We start from the raw sequence: 17,462 nt of genomic DNA on the forward strand, positions 1-17,462 counted from the left end.
CCATGGGCCTGGCATCCTATCGCCAGAAGCGCGATTTCCGCGTGACGCCGGAACCCGCCGGGGATGCCGCCCCGGCGGGCGGGCACATGTTCGTGGTCCAGAAACATGCGGCGCGGCGCCTGCATTACGATTTTCGCCTGGAGATGGACGGCGTGCTGAAAAGCTGGGCCGTCACGCGGGGCCCCAGCCTGGTCGCCGGCACGCGGCGGCTGGCCGTCCATGTCGAGGACCATCCGCTGGATTATGGCGGGTTCGAGGGCGTGATCCCGCAGGGCCAATATGGCGGCGGCACCGTGGAAATGTGGGACCGGGGGACATGGACCCCGCTGCATGACCCCGCGGCGGGCCTGGCGAAGGGCCACCTGGATTTCGAACTGCATGGCGAAAAGCTGCGCGGACGCTGGCATCTGGTGCGCATGCGCCCGCGCAGGCCGGAGCGGCGCGAGAACTGGCTGCTGATCAAGGGCGAAGACGATGCGGCCAGGGCGGCGAGCGATCCGGATATCCTGGAAGAACGGCCGGATTCGATCGTCACCGGACGGTCGATCGCCCAGATCGCAGCCGGCCAGATCGCGACCGGCCAGAGCGCAACCGGCCAGAGCGCGGCCCGCCAGGGCACGGCCGATACCGTCACGGCCGATGCCGCGGCGGCGCCCGCCGCGCCGGGCGGCCTGCCGGGCGCGCGGGCCGGAACGCTGCCCGATTTCGTCGCGCCGGCCCTGGCCAGCCTGGCCCGCATCGCGCCCCGGGGCCCGCAATGGCTGCATGAGATCAAGTTCGACGGCTATCGCCTGCTGGCCCGGATCGATGGCGGGCATGTCCGGCTGCTGACCCGGACCGGGCTGGACTGGAGCGATCGCTTCGGCCCGCGACTGGCCGCCGCCCTGGCCGCCCTGCCGGTCCGGAATGCGCTGATCGACGGCGAACTGGTGGTGGAGCGGCCGGACGGCGCGTCCGATTTCTCGGCGCTGCAGGCCGATCTGAGCGCCGGGCGGACCGATCGCTTCGCGTTCTATGCCTTCGACCTGCTGTATCTCGACGGGTACGACCTGCAGGCGGCGCCGCTGGACGCGCGCAAGGGGCTGCTGCATCGGCTGGTATCCGCCGAGACCGGCGTGCTGCGCTTCAGCGCCCATTTCGACGTGGCGGGGGATGCGGTGCTGCGCCAGGCCTGCCGGCTGGGGCTGGAGGGCGTCGTCTCCAAGCTGCGGAATGCGCCCTATCGGCCCGGGCGGAGCCGGGACTGGATGAAGACCAAATGCGGGGCGCGGCAGGAATTCGTGATCGGCGGCTACATGCCCTCGCGCAGCGCGCCTCGGGCGATCGGTTCGCTGGTGCTGGGGGTCCACGATGCCCATGATCGAAGCCGGCTGGTGCATGTGGGGCGGGCCGGCACCGGCTTTACCGCCGACATGGCGCGGGACCTGTTTCGCCGCCTGGCGCCGCTGACCATTCCGCGCAGCCCGTTCGCCACGCCGCTGACCGCCGTGGAGCGGCGCGATATCCGCTATCTGCGCCCCGAACTGGTGGCCGAAATCGCCTTTCAGGGCTGGACGGCCGATGGGCATGTGCGCCAGGCGTCGTTTCGCGGCCTGCGCGAGGACAAGCCGGCCGCCGACATCATCCGGGAGGAGACGCCCCTTGCGCCGACAGGACGCGCCATGGACCTGACCCATCCCGACCGGCCCTATTGGCCCGAAGCCGGCATCACCAAGCAGGATCTGGCCGCGTATTACGCGGCGATCTGGCCGCATATCGCGCCCTTCATCACCGATCGGCCGCTGGCGCTGCTGCGTTGCCCGACCGGGATCGGAGGGGCGCGGTTCTTTCAGAAACATCCGTGGCAGGGCGCCGGCAAGCCTGTCGTTGCGCTACACGATCCCCGGGCGGCGGCGGGGGAAGGGCTCATCGGCATTCGCGACCTGGACGGGCTGATCGCGCTGGTACAGGCCGCGAGCCTGGAAATCCATCCCTGGGGGGCCACGAGCCGGGATTGGGAGCATCCCGACCTGATCGTCATGGACCTGGACCCCGGCGAAGGCGTGCCCTGGCCGGCGGTCGTCGCGGCGGCCCGCGAGGTCCGGACGCGCCTGGAACGGGCTGGGCTGGCGGCGTTCGCCAAGCTGTCCGGCGGCAAGGGGCTGCATGTCGTCAGTCCGCTGGCGCCGCGGGCGGATTGGGGCATGGTCAAGGCCTTCGCCCGCGGCCTGGCGCAGGACATGGCGGCGGACAGTCCGGGCGCGTACGTCGCCACCCTCAGCAAGGCGCGCCGCCATGGGCGGATTCTGATCGATTACCTCCGCAACCAGCGCGGCGCGACCGCCGTCGCCCCCTATTCTCCCCGCGCCAGGCCTGGCGCGCCGGTCGCCACCCCGGTGGCGTGGGACGAGCTGGGCCCGGACATCGGCCCGGCCCATTTCACCCTGGGCACCATCGCCGCGCGGCTGGCGGCGCCGACGGCGGACCCGTGGGCGGCGTTCCACGCCGCCGCCCGGCCGCTGGAGGCGGCGCGGCGAACGACAGGCGGGCGGGCAGGAGGCGGGCGAGCAGGAGGCGGGCGGGCAGAAGACGGGCGGGCGTGAACGCCCGTGGGCGGTCAGGACCGTTTGCGCCGCTTTCCTTTTCCGCTTTCGTCCCGGCTGGTTTCCTCCAGGCTGGCCCGCAGCGCGTCCATGATGCTGACGACCTGGCCGCCGGGTGCGGGCGCCGCGCCGGCTTTCGCCCGCCTGCGGCCGCGATGCCTGGCCGCGATCATCTCCAGCAGTTTCTCGCGCACCGGGTCGTCCAGCATGTCCGGGTCCCAAGGGCGGCTCTGCCGGTCGATCAGTTTCTGCAGCAGGCCCATTTCCGCGCGCCCGTATCCGTCCTCGGCCGGGGCGAAATAATCGGCGGCGTCCCGGACCTCGTTCCCGTAATGCAGCGTCCACAGGACCATCCCCCGGTCCCTGGGCTCCAGCAGGACGGCGCGTTCGCGCCGGTACAGGACCAGGCGGGAGATCCCGACCATGTTGCCGGCCGCCATGGCCGCCCGGATGACCGCGAAGGCTTCCGCCCCGACCGGATCGTCGGGCAGCAGGAAATGCGGCGTGTCGTACCAGACCAGGCCGACCTGCCCGGCCGGCACGAACTGCGTGACGTCGATCGTATGGGTGCTGTCCAGCGCAACCGCGTCCAGTTCGGCGTCCTCGAGCAGGACGTAGGATTCCTCGTCGCGCGGATAGCCCAGCACCTGGTCGTCATCGGCCACCGGCCGACCGTCCAGGGCGTCGACATAGCGGCTGAGCACCCGGTGGCCGGTCCGGCGATTGAGCGTGTGGAAATGCAGCGCGCCGCTGTCGCGCCGCACCGGCATCATCGCCACCGGGCAGGTGACCAGGGACAGTTTCAGATAGCCGGACCAGAATGCGCGTGCCGCCATGGTGCCCCCCCTGGCATGCCCCCCGCCTGCCCCTTCGCCGACAGGCTGCGAACGCCGGCGCCGCGCCCCGGTTGCCCGGTGGCGGGGTTGCCGCGCGCCGGAGCAACCGAATCCAGATCTTGCGCGTCATCAGCGGTCAGGATGAAAACGCAGCACGCCATCCGCGTCAGGCGGATCCACGACCCGCCCGCCCCCGATGACGGGGCGCGCATCCTGGTGGACCGGCTGTGGCCGCGGGGGATCAGCAAGGCCCGCGCCGGCCTGACGCTGTGGCTGAAGGAGGTCGCGCCGTCGGCCGAACTGCGCGCGTGGTTCGGGCATGATCCGGCGAAATGGGCGGCGTTCGCGCGGCGCTATCGCGCGGAACTGGACGCCAATCCGGCCGGCGTCGCGGAATTGATGCGGCAGGTCGCGGCGGGGCCGGTCACGCTGCTTTATGCCGCCCATGATCCCGCGCATAACCAGGCGATCGTGCTGGCCGCCTATCTGGAGCAGGCGCGAGGCGGCTGACGATCAGGGCAGCCCGGTGGCGAAGCACGTCCGCACCGGCGCCAGGCGCGCGACGCCCATCGACAGGCGCCGTATCCCGGCCTCGACCAGCAGCCGCGCCGTGCGGGGATCGCCCGCGGCCTCGCCGCAGACCGAGACCGGCCGGCCCGCCGCCTGGGCCACCACATGCGCGCACAGGTCCAGCACCGCCGGATGCGCCGCGTCGGCGAAGGCGGCCAGCGCCTGCTGCCCGCGTTCGGCCGCCATGACATATTGCGTCAGGTCGTTGGTGCCGATCGAAAAGAAATCGCAGCCTTCCACCAGGTCGCGCACCCGCAGCGCGGCGGCCGGGACCTCGATCATCGCGCCGACCGGCGGGACGGGGACCGCGAGCGCGCGGCAGGTTTCGGCCACCAGGGCGCGGGCGGCGCGCATTTCGTCGGCGACGGTGACCATCGGCATCATGATGCGCAGATCCATGCCGACCCCGGCCCGCAGGATCGCACGCAGATGGGCGCGGAAGAAATCCGGACGGCGCAGCAGCGCCCGCAGGCCGCGTACGCCCAGCGCCGGATTGTCCTCATGCGCCAGGGCCAGGAAGGGCATGGGCTTGTCCGCCCCGGCATCCAGGACGCGCAGCACGACCGGGCGGCCGGCCAGCGGTGCCAGCAGGGCGGCGATCCGGTCCTGCTGTTCGGCCTCGGACGGCGCGTCGGGCCGGTCGAGGAACAGGAATTCGGTGCGCACCAGGCCCGCGCCCGCCACCCCGGCGGCGGCGGCCGCCATGCTGTCGCGCACGCTGCCGATATTGGCCCAGAATTCCAGCATCGTGCCGTCGCGCAGGGCCACGCTGGCGGGGCCGTCGGACAGCGCGCCCGCGACGCGCTGCGCGAAACGCGCGGCGGTCGCGGCATCGGGGTCGGCCACGATCTCGCCCGTCGCGCCGTCGAAGGCGACGGTGCGGGGCGTGCCGTCCAGCATCACGCCGGCCAGGGCGGGAATGCCGGCGCCGCGCAGCAGGATCGCGGCGTGGCTGGTCGCGCCGCCCTGCCGGTCCAGCACGCCGATGACCGAGGCCGGCAGCGACGCGGCCTCGGCCGCCGACAGCGCATCGACCAGCAGGATGCAGGGCGTGTCGGGGATGGCCGGACCCGGCCGCGCGCTTTCGGGCACCAGGTGCCACAGCACCGCGCGTCCGATTTCCGCCACGTCCTGCCCCCTGGCGCGCAGATAGGGCGCGCTGAGCGCGTCATAGCGGGCCTGGGCCGCCGTGACCGCGCGCCACCAGGCCGCGGCCTCGTTCAGCCCGTCCTGCCGGATCGCCAGGAAAGCGGGGTCGGTCAGTGCCGGGTCGCGCAGCAGCGCGGCCTGCGCCACCATGATGGGCGGCCCGGCGCCGAGTTGCGCGAAGGCGGCGTCGATCGCCGCCTGCAGGCGCTGCCGCGCCGCGTCGCGGTCCTGGGCCGGGTGGTCGGGGATGGCCGGCATCGCGCGGCGGACGACATGCAGCGGCCCGGTCACCCGGCCGGGCGAGACCGGAACCGCCCCGGCGGGCGCGGATGAAGGGAACCCTTCGGCGGCCGGCGCGGAAAGCGGTGCCTGGGCGGGCTCCTGGACCGACTCCTGGGCGGGCGCCTGGGCCAGCACGGCCGCCAGGGCCGCCGCCGCGCCGTCGGCTTGCGGGCCCGCGGCCTCGATCACGCAGGTCGCGCCGCCCGTGGCGTCCAGGGTCAGCAGCGCCGTCAGGCTGTCCCCCCGGGCGCTGCGCCCGTTCACCGTCAGGCGGATATCCGCATCATAACGCGCCGCCGTCGCGACGATGGATGCCGCCGGGCGCAAATGGAGGCCGGCGGGGTCGGCGATGACGACCTGGCGGCGCGCCGTGGCGGCAATGGGCGGCGGCGCCTCCTGGGGCGGCCCGATATCGGCGTGTTTCGCGCCCAGCGCGTTCGCGGCCTCGGCCAGGATCCGCGCCACCGGCAGGTCGGCGCCGGCCGCCGTCGCGGCCGCCAGCGCGCCTTCGACGAAGGGCGCGGGCGAGAGGTACAATTTGGCGCGCAGCGCATCCGGCACCATGTCGCGCGCCATGTCGGCGCTCAGCAGGGCGCTGCCGATATCCATCAGCACGACGATGGCGCGGCAGGTTTCGGGCAGGGCCTCGATCGCGGCGACGATGGCCAGCGGGTCGGTGCCCAGCTCGCGCCCGTCCGGGCCGGCGCCGGCGGCGCGCGCGACGGCGACGCGCGTGCCGGTCATCTGCCGGACCAGCGTTTCGGTCGCCTCGGCCAGGGCCGCGCTGTGCGACACCAGCAGCAGGGCGACCGGCGCCGTGGGCGGGGCCGCCATGTCCGCCGCGATCATGCCGGGACCATCATGTCAGGCCGCCGTTTCGGCCAGCATGGACAGCAGCAGCGCCGAGGACGCGGCGCCCGGATCCATGTGGCCGGCCGAGCGTTCGCCCAGATAGCTGGCCCGCCCCTTGCGGGCGACCATCGGGATCGTCGCGTCCGCGCCCTTGCGCGCGGCATCGGCGGCCCTGGCCAGGGCCTTGCGCACGCTGTCGGTCCCCGACAGGGCCGCCGCCGCCGGGATCAGGGCATCCAGCATGGTCTTGTCGCCGGCCGCCGCCTTGCCGCGCGCGGCGACACCCGCCACGCCGGCGGACAGCAGCGCATGCCAGGCGGCCGCATCCAGCACCGGGACGCCCCTGGCCGCCTTGCCCATGTCCAGGAACAGCGTGCCGTAGAGCGGCCCCGAGGCGCCGCCGACCGAGCCGATCAGGGTCATGCCGACCAGCCGGAACAGCGAGGCCGCGTCGGACGGCGGGTCGCGCAGCTTCTCGGCGACGGCGCGGAAGCCGCGCGCCATGTTCGCCCCATGATCGCCGTCGCCGATCGCCGCGTCCAGCGCCGAGAGCACGTCGCGCCGTTCCTCGATGGCCTGCGCCGCGCGGCGCAGCCAGTCGCACAAAAAGACGACGTCATCCGCCTGCTGCGCCTGCATCGGATCACGCCCCCCAGCGCAGTGCCGGCGTCAGGCAGGGCGCGTCCCAATGGCGCAGCATGTCCTCGGTCAGGCGCAGCAGGGTGATCGACGTGCCGGCCATCTCCAGGCTGGTGATGTACGAGCCGACCAGCGAGCGGACGATCTGCAACCCGTGCGCGGCGGCGATGCGGTGCGCGGCGCGATAGACGATATAGAGTTCGATCAGCGGCGTGCCGCCCAGCCCGTTGACGAACAGCAGCACCGGGTCGTTGCGACGGAACGGCAGGTCGGCGAGAATGGGCGCCATCAGCATCTCGGCGATGCGGTCGGCGCTTTCCAGCGGGATGCGCCGGCGGCCGGGCTCGCCATGGATGCCGATGCCGAATTCGATCTCGTTCCCGGCCAGCTCGAAGCTGGGCCGCCCGGATTGCGGCACGGTGCAGGGCGTCAGCGCAGCGCCCATCGAGCGGACATTGGCGTTGACCTCGCGGCACAGGCGGACCAGCGACGGCAGGTCGGCGCCGGCCTCGGCCGCGCCGCCGCAGATCTTCTCGGCCAGCACCGTGCCGCCGACGCCACGCCGCCCGGCGGTATAGAGAGAATCCGTGACCGCCACGTCGTCGTCGATGAGGACGGATTCGACCGGAATCCCGTCCTCTTTCGCCAGTTCGGCCGCCATTTCGAAATTCATGACGTCGCCGGTATAGTTCTTGACGATATGCAGCGCGCCCAGCGGGCCGGTCACCGCCCGGGTCGCCGCCAGGATCTGGTCCGGGGTCGGGCTGGTGAACACCGCGCCGGGACAGGCCGCGTCCAGCATGCCCAGCCCGACAAAGCCGCCATGCATCGGTTCATGCCCCGAGCCGCCGCCCGAGACCAGCGCCGTCTTGCCCGGCACCGGCGCGTCGGCCCGGATGATGAAGTCGGGGTCCAGATTCACCTTCAGCAGATCCGGATAGGCCGCCGCCATGCCCTGGAGGGCCTCGGTCACCACCTGTTCGGGGGCGTTGATCAGCTTCTTCATGCCGGTTCTCCGAAGCGCCGTCTCCGGCCTTCAGCGCTTCTTCTTCGGGGCCCCTTCTTCGGGGCTTCGTTCGGCGGCCCCGTTTTTCGCGGGCTCGGGCGCCCATATTGGTAAACCATGCGACCGCGCCCGGGTTTCCGGCGATTACGACACGGTGAGCGGGGCCGGCTGCCGATCGAGGGCGTTGTCGCGCAGGAAGGCCTGCAGGCGCGGCGCCATGAAGTCCAGAAACAGCCTGATGCGATAGGGCATGTGCGGGCCGCCCAGCGACAGGGCATGAATGTCCTCGGTCTCGCCCTGTCCGGCGTCGGCCAGGATTTCGACCAGGCGGCCGGCGCGGATATCGGCGCAGACATCAAAATCGGCCAGCCGCGCCAGGCCGACTCCGGCCAGCGCCATGCGATGCACGCTGGGGCCGTTATTGGCCAGCAGCGTGCCGCCGACGCTGCGGTCCACGATCCGCCCGTCCTGGCGCAGCGGCCAGACCGGCGCCGCGCGGCGGAAATTGAAGCCCAGGCAATTATGTCCGTCGAGATCGGCGACCGTCCGGGGCGTGCCGTGCCGGGCCAGGTAGAGGGGCGAGGCGACGATCACGCGCCGGGCACTGCCCAGCCGGCGCGCCACCAGGCCGGAATCCGCCAGCGGACCGACGCGGAACGCGATGTCCGTGCGGTCCAGGTACAGGTCGGCGATGTCGTCGGACAGCGAGAGGTCGATGACGATGTTGGGATAGGCCTGCCAGAACGCGGGCAGCAGGGGCTCGATCCCGAGCGTGCCGAACGCCACCGAGGCGTTGATCCGCACCGTCCCGCCCGCATGGCGCGCGCCCTGGGCCAGTTCGCCCTCGATCGCGTCCAGTTCGGCCAGCAGGGCGGCGCTGAGTTCGTAATAGAGCCGTCCCTCGTCGGTCAGGGACAGCCGCCGGGTCGAGCGTTCGACCAGGCGCACGCCCAGCCGTGCCTCGATCCGCGCGACCAGCTTGCTGATCGTCGACGGCGTCATGCGCATCTGCCGCGCCGCCTCGGAAAAGCTGCCGGCGGCGACCACGCGGGCGAAGGCCATCATCTCGCCGGCCCGATTATCCACGCCCGTTATCCATGCCCATCCCTTCCGTCCCTTCTGTGAAATCCGATCACAGATCATGTGCGACACGGACGGATTATCAAGGGGCCGCCCGCCGGACAGAGTGGCGGAAGAGCGATCCCAAGCAGGAGAACAGCATGAAGATTTTCGTGACCGGTGCCAGCGGCTATATCGGCGGTTCGGTGGCGGCCGTGCTGGCCGGCCGGGGCCATGAGGTGCGCGGCCTGGTCCGCGCCCCGGCCAAGGCGGACGCCGTGCGGGCCCACGGGGTCATTCCGGTGATCGGCACGCTGGACGACGCGGCGCTGCTGACGGCCGAGGCGCGGGCCGCCGATGCCGTCATCAATGCCGCCGACAGCGACCACCAGGGCGCGGTCGAGGCCCTGCTGGCCGGTTCGGGCGGCGGCAAGCCCTTCATCCATACCAGCGGGACCAGCCTGGTGGGCGACGAGGCGATGGGCGAGCCGTCCGACAGGATCTTTACCGAGGACACGCCGGTCACGCCCGAGCCCGACAAGGAACACCGGGTGGCGCTGAACAGGCTGATCCTGGATGCGGCGCCCGAGATCCGCACGATCGTGCTGTGCAACAGCCTGATCTACGGCAACACGCTGGGCGCGCCGGCGCAAAGCGTGCAGATTCCGCCGCTGGTGGCCCAGGCGCGGGAAAGCGGCATTCCGCGCTATATCGGGCGGGGCCTGAATATCTGGTCGAACGTGCATATCGCCGACATGACGGACCTGTACCTGCTGGCGCTGGAAAAGGCGCCGGCCGGCAGTTTCTATTATGTCGAGAACGGCGAGGAATCCTTCGGCGCGCTGGTGGGGGCCATCGGCCGGGCGCTGGGGCTGGGGCCGGCGCAATCCTGGCCGGCGGCGGATGCCGTCGCGCGGTGGGGGCGCGAACTGGCGGTGTTCGCGCTGGGGTCGAACAGCCGCGTGCGCGCCGGCAAGGCGCGACGCGACCTGGGCTGGGCGCCGACGCGCGGCTCCGTCATCGACTGGGTGGAACGGGACATGAAACGGGACATGGAACGCGGCTGACGCGCTTGTGACCCAGGGCGGCGGCAGCGCGGCTGCCGCCGCCTGTCGTTTCCGGCCCGATATGGGGGGCCGATATGGGGGAAGATGTGGGGCAAGACGTGGCGGAATAAGTGCGATTACAGCATCATCCCGTCCATTGACCGGCCTTTCCCCGCATGGCATGGCCGAATCATGCATGCTATTCTTTCCGTTCTTCTGCCGATCTTCGGCCTGATCCTGATCGGCTTCGTCGCGGCGCGGCAGAACTGGCTGGGCCAGGGGGCGACGGACATCCTGAACCGGTTCGTGATCCGGCTGGCGCTGCCGGCCGAATTGTTCCTGAGCACGGCGCAGGTCACGCGGGCGCAGATCGACCATCCGGGCTTTGCCGTCGCCTTCACGCTGGCGACGCTGGCGACCTTCGCCCTGGGCTGGATGTTCGACTGGTTTCGCCCGGCCGACCGCATGCACCGGCTGTCCGGCGCGGCGATCGAGGGGCTGACGGCGGGCTATGCCAATACCGCCTTCATGGGTCTGCCGCTGTGCCTGGGCCTGTTCGGGCCGTCCGCCCTGCCCGCGGTGGTGATTGCGACCCTGGTGACGGTCTGCGGCCTGTTCGCCGTCGCCATCGCGCTGGTCGAGCTGGAGGAACTGGCCGGGCGCAGCACGCTGCAATTGCTGGCGCGGGTGGGCCTGGCGCTGCTGCGCAACCCGCTGGTGTTCTCGCCGCTGGCCGGGGCGGCGGTCAATCTGTCCGGCCTGGGCCTGCCGGCGGCGGCGCAGCAACTGGCCAGCCTGCTTGGGGCGGCGACCAGCCCGTGCGCGCTGGTCACGATCGGGCTGTTCCTAGCGGAGACCAGCGGAAGAAGCGCGCCCCTCGGCGCGGTGGCGCGGGTGGTCGGGCTGAAGATGCTGGTCCAGCCCGCGCTGACGGCGCTGCTGGTGTTCGGCGTGTTTCGCATCGACCCGGCCTGGGCGAACCAGGCCCTGGTCCTCAGCGCCCTGCCCACCGGCACTGGCCCCTTCATGCTCGCCCGCCTCTATCAGCGCGAAGCCGACGTCGCCAGCCGCGCCATCCTGACCTCGACGTTGCTTTCGATGGTTTCGATTTCGGCGATCATGGCATGGATCGCGGCGCATTGAGGGCGACGGCCTAAGGATCGCTTGCGCAGAAGAAACCGGCTTCGTACCATGCCGTCATGATCCAATCTCCGACGATCATGTGGTTCCGGGAGGATTTCCGCATCTCGGACAATTTGGCGCTTCATGAAGCGGAAAGGCGCGGTCAGCCGGTTTTATGCATCGCTGTTCTTGACGACGACCGCCTGCCCGGCGCTGCGGCGCGATGGTGGCTGCACGGTGCGATCCGGTCGCTTGACGAAAGCCTCCATAAAAAAGGAGGCGCGCTTCACGTGTTTCGCGGTCCGGCCCTGAAAGTCCTTGCGGCCATCGTCCAGGCGACGGGTGCCGGCGCCGTGTTCTGGAATCGCCGCTACGATCCCCAAGGGCGAAAGACGGACACCGCCGTGGAGACCATGCTGAACGCAAAGGGAATCACGGTCCGGAGCTTTTCCGGGGCACTTTTGCATGAACCTTGGACCGTCCGCACACGTTCCTGTCAGCCCTATAAAATCTTTACAGCATTCTGGCGCGCCGCCCGCGCGCTTCCTCCCGCGATTTTCCTTCATCCGGCGCCCGAAAAACTCGTCTTCGCGCGCCTTTCCCCGGCACTCGACCACCTGACCGTAAAGGACATGCGGTACGGATTGCGCCCCGCGCATCCGGACTGGGCGGGCGGGCTGCACGAAACATGGACACCAGGCGAAGAGAGTGCCCGGGACCGGCTCGCCGCCTTCCTGCAATACGACCTGGCACGCTACGCTGCCGAGCGGGATTTCCCTGCAAAGGACAGGACGTCCCGGCTCTCGCCCTTTCTGAGGTTCGGCCATCTCAGCCCCGGCCGGATATGGGATGCGGCGATGCGCGGCGCTTATGCCGAAAAGTTTCTGACCGAGCTGGGATGGAGAGAGTTCGCATGGTCGGTCCTGTACTCCACGCCGGATATGGCGACGCGAAATTTACGGCCGGAATTCGACGCGATGCCGTGGCGCGACAGTCCCGGCGAATTGGCGGCATGGCAGCAAGGCCGGACAGGGTATCCCCTGATCGATGCCGGGATGCGTGAATTATGGCATAGCGGCTGGATGCATAACCGGGTCCGGATGGTCGTCGCCTCCTTTCTGGTCAAGCACCTGCTTATCGACTGGCGTGAGGGAGAGCGATGGTTCGCGGACACGCTGGTCGATCACGACCCGGCCAGCAACCCGATGAACTGGCAGTGGAGTGCCGGAACGGGCGTGGACGCTGCGCCCTATTTCCGAATTATGAACCCGCTTCTCCAGTCCCGGACTTTCGATCCTGGCGGGGACTATATTCGCCGCTGGGTTCCCGAACTTACCCATCTTCCTGCCGACGCCATCCATGCGCCCTGGATCTCCGGCCGCCCCGACAACTATCCAGCTCCCATCGTCGATCATCGCATGGCACGTGAACGTGCCCTTAAAGCCTGGAAGACGATTTGACATCGGATGCCACCGGACGATGACGGAGCCGTAGGCTCTTCCGGCCCACGGCCTCCGCTTAAACCCGATGCCAGCGCGGCAGACGACAGGACAGCGTCCTTGCATGCTCCCGCACGGCTTTTGGCAATGCGACAGTCAGTTGCTGTTCGAGAGAGTCCACCGACAGGGCAAGAATGTCCGCCATATGCATGCGGTCCGTCGCGGGCAGCAATGTCCGTACTACCGCCACCGTCGTTGCGTCCGGGTTTGGCGATGTTCTCCAGCGGGCGACCCGGTCGTAAATCCCATGGTCAGCAGCCCGACGCATCAAGGCTGCATATCCCCGATCCTGCTCGCCATCGCCCAGATAGTCGGCCAGCAGAACAGACAGATCGGCGTTGATCTGAAATGCCGGGGGCATCGTGCTCCCGTTCTGGGTATAGGCATGAAGGGTCACGACACACTCCTCAGACTGGCTCGTGAGAAGAGACCGCGCCTTGCGATCTCGTCGCGCTGCGGTTCAATGGTGCATGCGGTGCTGCGCGGGATAGCCGCGACGTCGCGACCGCGCTGTCATCCGGCCTCTGCCGGGCGTCGTCCGAAGCCAGAGCCTGCGCGTCCAGGGGACTGACGGTCAGACCGGAAATGGTGGTGGCGACGTCCACATGCGCGGCACCGAACAGATGCATCAGAGCGTTCCGGGCCGTGTATACTCCCTTCACCGCCGCCGCATTCCGCCCTGCCAGCAAGGAAGGGTCGACCAGGACCGGACACCCGGTCTGCCGGGTCAATGTCTGAACGGCTCGCGGTAACGACATGGATGCGATGTCGATGGGCTGAGTCTCCACCTCGCACGAGAGTGCATCATGCAGAGACTGAGCATGTGCCGGCGCAACGGTTCCGAACAGCAGCATCAGGACGAGGCTGGTCGCGAAGCGTGATCCTTTCTCTTCGCTGAGACGCCGGGCCTGCTTGCATACCAGTTCATTCCGGTCTGCGTTTTCACCTTGATACAGCCGTATTGACCGCATCACCCCCGATGACCGGTACGTAGAGGAACGACGACGCCAATATTGTTGAAACGCCGTCAGGTTGAGAAAATGGATAAGGCTCGACATCTCCTTGCTCTCGCTGTTTCGATTCATGGCGCTCAAACGCGGGGTCTCTCAGTGAGAGACCCCGCAACCGAAGGCCGCCGCCTCGTTCCACCATGCGTCCCGACCAGGACGACAAGTCCGGTCGAGAGGGACGCTTCCGATCCGGGACGCGCTCCGTGCCTTATGCTGCCACCGGCACCGGCGGTGCCGCCCTTGCATGCAAAGGCAGACGGAATGCGAGATCCGAGGCCAGAGGGTCACATCCGGCAGATACGACCGCTCCGGTCTCGATCAGGCGTTCCAGCGTGGCGCGGAGTCTGATCCCGGGTATGCCCGTATGCGCCGCCAGGGACGTCAGGGTAACGCCTCTTCCGTCATGGCCGAGGCGCCGAAACACCATGAGGATACGCTCTGCCAGCGGGTCGTCGCCAAAGAAGGGACGCGTTACCATGACGCGCCTCCTTCCAGTCGATTGCGCCATCTCCGGGCGGTCATACGCAGGGAGCGGCGATAGCGAAAATAGAGTCCTTTCAGCTTCGACATCCACATCCTCCAATCAAAGCAACATGGATCCCAGTTTTCCGATCACACAACCGATGCCAGACCCGGTGGCGTCTGGCGGAGAGAAGATTGGAAGAGATTTTTGCGTCGTCAAGAGGGCACGAGGTGTAGATTTCTCCCTATGCATCGATTCGTCTTGGCTGGAGACGGGGAGATGAATTTTCCTCAAAAATTTACAATTATATTTCTGATTTTTTTGAATATTTATTTATGATAGAACAATAATTACTGAAATATTTCTACAAATTCGATATCTTGTCCTCTGCGCTGCTACGGCGACCCGACAGTGCCGGGCCGCGCAGACTGCCCACGAATTCTTGCGCCGTGTCGATCAGCCCGGCTCGGCCCGGACGCACCTTCGGCGATCATGGCGTGGATCGCGCGGAGGTTGGGGGCGTGTCGGGGATGTCGGCAAGGATTGATGTCCGGCATGGACGAGGCGTGAGCCGCCCTCTTGCCGTTCAGCGTTCAAGAGCCGTGCTTGCCAGATCGACGATCTGACGTTGCACCAGCGGAGTGAGGCCATCTTCCAGAAACCAAACCGCAGAAAGGGCGCTCCAGGCGCGTATCCAACGCAGCAGCCGAATGGGATCAAGGCCTGCCAGAGTAGAAACAAGTTGAACCCTGCACACAAAATGCGATGAGGCAGTAACGTGGCGACCATCTGGCTCAGCGAGATCAGGATTCAGAAAGAGAGCCGCAAAGTCAGCCGCTCGTTCACCGCGGAGCCCTTTCGGATCAATCGCCAACCACCCTTTCGGTCCAAAATCAAGAATATTCCCGTGATGTAAATCACCATGCAAAATAGTGTGGTCAGCTTGCTCAGCAAGAAGATTCCGGGCCTCATGCGCACAGTCTGTTAGCCAGGTTTCAGCCGTAGCATCAAAGCGGTGTAAATCGTCAAACCAATCTTCCAAGGGAAGTATATCCGGCGTACATGGCGCCCTGTGTGAATGCAGTTGTGCTGCCACTACACAAATTATTCGTGTTGCGTCGTCATCATCGCCGGCCAGAGATAGTTGAGCAAGCGAGCCTGGCCCCATAGCGCGTTCCAGCAATATCGCATTTCGATCGTGATTGATGACGGGCGCAGCACCGCTACCATCCCACCAGGCCATAAGTGCGTTGCCTCTGCATTCATCTGTGTCGGCTGAGATTTTCAAGATAGCCTGTGTTCCGGCGTGAACAACCGGAAACAGATATGAGGTCGCCGTCACGGCCGGTCTCCCATCTTCTGTCAAACCCCACTCGGACAAATAACGGGCGGTTTTGACGGCGACGTCCTCGGGAATTTTCGTCATTTTTCTCAGGACTGCTCCTTGCGTTCATGTCTGCTACCGGGACTGGAATCTGATATGGCTATCGGCCGCCATGAGGCGATAATCGTCACACATCGAACACGCGCACAGCTTTTGAAGGGTTCTCGCGGTAATGAGACAGCCTGGTCTCAAGAGACCCCATGTGAATCTCAAGTTTATGCCCGTCCGGATCAAGGAAATATATCGAGTCTCCCTCGCTTTTATTGTCCTTCCAGATGATGGATTCAATCATGAGCCGTTCGCTTATAAGAGCGTATTCCGTCTCGGAAACGGTAAAGGCGATATGGGTATAATCCTGGCGCGGGGATGATGGAACATTATCGTCACGGGATAAACAAAGCCAGATCGACCCAGCTTCAAGATACGCGCCATCGGCCCAGAGGGCTCGTACCGTGCAACCGAGAACGTCGCGATAGAAGGTCAGAGACCGCTCCACTTCAGCCACCGCTAGGGTGATATGGCTCAACCCGGTTATGCCCATCGCCGACCTCGCTATCGTCTTGATGTCCGCTCTTGCTCGTCGTTTTCTTTCAAGAAATCATAAACTGGGTCTGCACCTTGAATGAGGAGCATATGCCGACATGGAACCCGGGCGCATCCTGCCCCATGCCGGCAGCCACCGCTACTGCCCGTAGCGCACGACGCCCAGATCCTCGTGCGGGATCTCGGGCATGCGGCCGGAGAGCAGGTCGGCCAGGACCCGGGCCGAGCCGCAGGCCATGGTCCAGCCCAGGGTACCGTGGCCGGTATTGAGGAACAAATTGTCGATGCCGGTGCGGCCGATGATCGGGGTGCCGTCGGGGGTCATGGGGCGCAGGCCGGTCCAGAAGGTGGCGCCGGCGATGTCGCCGCCGCCGGGAAACAAATCGGTGACCGAGTGGGCCAGGGTGGCGCGGCGCGGCGCGCGAAGGCTGGTGCTGAAGCCCGCCAGTTCGGCGGTGCCGCCGATGCGGATCCGCTGGCCGAGGCGGGTGATGGCGATCTTGAAGGTTTCGTCCATGATGGTCGAGACCGGGGCGCGGGCCTCGTTCACGATCCTGGCCGTCAGCGAATAGCCCTTGACCGGATAGATCGGCAGGTCGATCCCCAGCTTGCGCACCAGCGCGGGCGAGTAGCTGCCCAGCGCCAGCACATAGGCGTCGGCCGTGAGCGTGCCGCGATCGGTGACGACGCCCGAAATCCGGCCGCCCTCCTCGCGCAGTGCCCGGATGGTGGTGCCGTAGCGGAAATCGACCCCGGCCTGCGCCGCCATCGCCGCCAGGCGCTGGGTGAACAGGAAGGCATCGCCCGTCTCGTCCCCCGGCAGGCGCAGGCCGCCCACGAATTTATGCGCCGTGTCGACCAGCCCGGGCTCGGCCCGGACGCAGCCCGCCGCGTCCAGGACCTCGTACGGCACGCCGTATCGTTGCAGCACCCGGATGTCGCCGGCCGCGGCGTCGAGCTGCTTTTGCGTGCGGAAGATCTGCAGCGTGCCCTGTTGCCGGTCGTCATAGGTGATGCCGGTATCGGCCCGCAGGTCGCGCATGACGTCGCGCGAATATTCCGCCAGCCGCACCATCCGGCCCTTGTTGCGGGCATAGGCGGCGGTCGTGCAATTTTCCAGCATCTGTACCAGCCAGGTCCACAGATGCGGGTCCGGCATCGGCCAGAAGACGAAGGGCCGATAGGACATCATCAGCCATTTCAACGCTTTCAGCGGCACGCCCGGCCCGGCCCACGGCGCGGAATAGCCCGGCGAGACCTGCCCCGCATTGGCGAAGCTGGTTTCCATCCCGGCTTCGGGCTGGCGGTCGATGACCGTGACCTCATGCCCCGCCTGGGCCAGGTACCAGGCGGAGGTGACGCCGACCACGCCGCTGCCGAGAACGATGATTTTCATGCGTGACGATGCTTTCGGAAAGGA

The 17,462-nt window shown here is 67.8% G+C and carries 15 protein-coding genes; 5 read left to right on the forward strand and 10 right to left on the reverse strand.

The features are described from left to right. Window positions 1–2: 2 nt before the first annotated feature. Window positions 3–2,582: a DNA ligase D gene (ligD, locus tag QN315_RS04600; protein WP_323991706.1), complete on the forward strand. Its 2,580-nt coding sequence runs from the start codon at window positions 3–5 to the stop codon at window positions 2,580–2,582. 14 nt (window positions 2,583–2,596) lie between these two features. On the opposite strand, the gene QN315_RS04605 is transcribed toward ligD, so the two are convergent. Continuing rightward, window positions 2,597–3,418: a Ku protein gene (locus tag QN315_RS04605; protein WP_323991707.1), complete on the reverse strand. Its 822-nt coding sequence runs from the start codon at window positions 3,416–3,418 to the stop codon at window positions 2,597–2,599. Window positions 3,419–3,559: 141 nt separating this feature from the next. Here QN315_RS04605 and QN315_RS04610 point away from each other — a divergent pair, with 141 nt between their 5' ends. Beyond that, on the forward strand, window positions 3,560–3,928 hold the full coding sequence (locus QN315_RS04610; RefSeq protein ID WP_323991708.1) for a DUF488 domain-containing protein: 369 nt from the start codon (window positions 3,560–3,562) through the stop codon (window positions 3,926–3,928). 3 nt (window positions 3,929–3,931) lie between these two features. Here the strand turns inward: QN315_RS04610 and dhaM are convergent, their stop codons facing one another. The 4 genes from dhaM to QN315_RS04630 all read right to left on the reverse strand — a co-directional run bounded on the left by dhaM (window position 3,932) and on the right by QN315_RS04630 (window position 9,002). Beyond that, entirely contained in the window at window positions 3,932–6,268 is a 2,337-nt protein-coding gene (dhaM, locus tag QN315_RS04615) for a dihydroxyacetone kinase phosphoryl donor subunit DhaM (protein WP_323991709.1), read from the reverse strand. Between the two features lie 15 nt (window positions 6,269–6,283). Beyond that, window positions 6,284–6,910, reverse strand: a complete 627-nt coding sequence (gene dhaL, locus QN315_RS04620; protein ID WP_323991710.1) for a dihydroxyacetone kinase subunit DhaL — start codon at window positions 6,908–6,910, stop codon at window positions 6,284–6,286. A 4-nt stretch (window positions 6,911–6,914) separates the two neighbouring features. Continuing rightward, window positions 6,915–7,916: a dihydroxyacetone kinase subunit DhaK gene (dhaK, locus tag QN315_RS04625; RefSeq protein ID WP_323991711.1), complete on the reverse strand. Its 1,002-nt coding sequence runs from the start codon at window positions 7,914–7,916 to the stop codon at window positions 6,915–6,917. Between the two features lie 144 nt (window positions 7,917–8,060). After that, complete coding sequence (locus QN315_RS04630; RefSeq protein ID WP_323991712.1) at window positions 8,061–9,002, reverse strand: LysR family transcriptional regulator; 942 nt, start codon at window positions 9,000–9,002, stop codon at window positions 8,061–8,063. Window positions 9,003–9,136: 134 nt separating this feature from the next. Here QN315_RS04630 and QN315_RS04635 point away from each other — a divergent pair, with 134 nt between their 5' ends. From QN315_RS04635 to QN315_RS04645, 3 genes are all read left to right on the forward strand, one after another. Then, complete coding sequence (locus tag QN315_RS04635) at window positions 9,137–10,042, forward strand: NAD-dependent epimerase/dehydratase family protein (RefSeq protein ID WP_323991713.1); 906 nt, start codon at window positions 9,137–9,139, stop codon at window positions 10,040–10,042. Window positions 10,043–10,213: 171 nt separating this feature from the next. Further along, window positions 10,214–11,164: an AEC family transporter gene (locus QN315_RS04640; RefSeq protein WP_323991714.1), complete on the forward strand. Its 951-nt coding sequence runs from the start codon at window positions 10,214–10,216 to the stop codon at window positions 11,162–11,164. 56 nt (window positions 11,165–11,220) lie between these two features. Next, window positions 11,221–12,603, forward strand: coding sequence for a deoxyribodipyrimidine photo-lyase (locus QN315_RS04645; RefSeq protein ID WP_323991715.1), 1,383 nt, complete (start codon window positions 11,221–11,223; stop codon window positions 12,601–12,603). A 58-nt stretch (window positions 12,604–12,661) separates the two neighbouring features. On the opposite strand, the gene QN315_RS04650 is transcribed toward QN315_RS04645, so the two are convergent. The 5 genes from QN315_RS04650 to QN315_RS04670 all read right to left on the reverse strand — a co-directional run bounded on the left by QN315_RS04650 (window position 12,662) and on the right by QN315_RS04670 (window position 17,438). Next, window positions 12,662–13,039: a hypothetical protein gene (locus QN315_RS04650; protein WP_323991716.1), complete on the reverse strand. Its 378-nt coding sequence runs from the start codon at window positions 13,037–13,039 to the stop codon at window positions 12,662–12,664. A gap of 10 nt (window positions 13,040–13,049) precedes the next feature. After that, window positions 13,050–13,727, reverse strand: coding sequence for a hypothetical protein (locus QN315_RS04655; RefSeq protein ID WP_323993267.1), 678 nt, complete (start codon window positions 13,725–13,727; stop codon window positions 13,050–13,052). Window positions 13,728–14,701: 974 nt separating this feature from the next. Continuing rightward, the gene (locus tag QN315_RS04660; protein WP_323991717.1) at window positions 14,702–15,541 is read right to left on the reverse strand and encodes an aminoglycoside phosphotransferase family protein; all 840 of its coding nucleotides are present in this window, start codon (window positions 15,539–15,541) and stop codon (window positions 14,702–14,704) included. A gap of 85 nt (window positions 15,542–15,626) precedes the next feature. Beyond that, window positions 15,627–16,040, reverse strand: coding sequence for a VOC family protein (locus QN315_RS04665; protein ID WP_408904586.1), 414 nt, complete (start codon window positions 16,038–16,040; stop codon window positions 15,627–15,629). Window positions 16,041–16,181: 141 nt separating this feature from the next. Beyond that, window positions 16,182–17,438 (reverse strand): D-amino acid dehydrogenase, encoded by a 1,257-nt coding sequence (locus QN315_RS04670; RefSeq protein WP_323991719.1) that lies wholly within the window; start codon window positions 17,436–17,438, stop codon window positions 16,182–16,184. Window positions 17,439–17,462: the final 24 nt, after the last annotated feature.

Origin of the sequence: Nguyenibacter sp. L1 (assembly GCF_035199985.1) — a bacterium.
Taxonomy (GTDB): Bacteria; Pseudomonadota; Alphaproteobacteria; order Acetobacterales; family Acetobacteraceae; genus Gluconacetobacter; species Gluconacetobacter vanlangensis.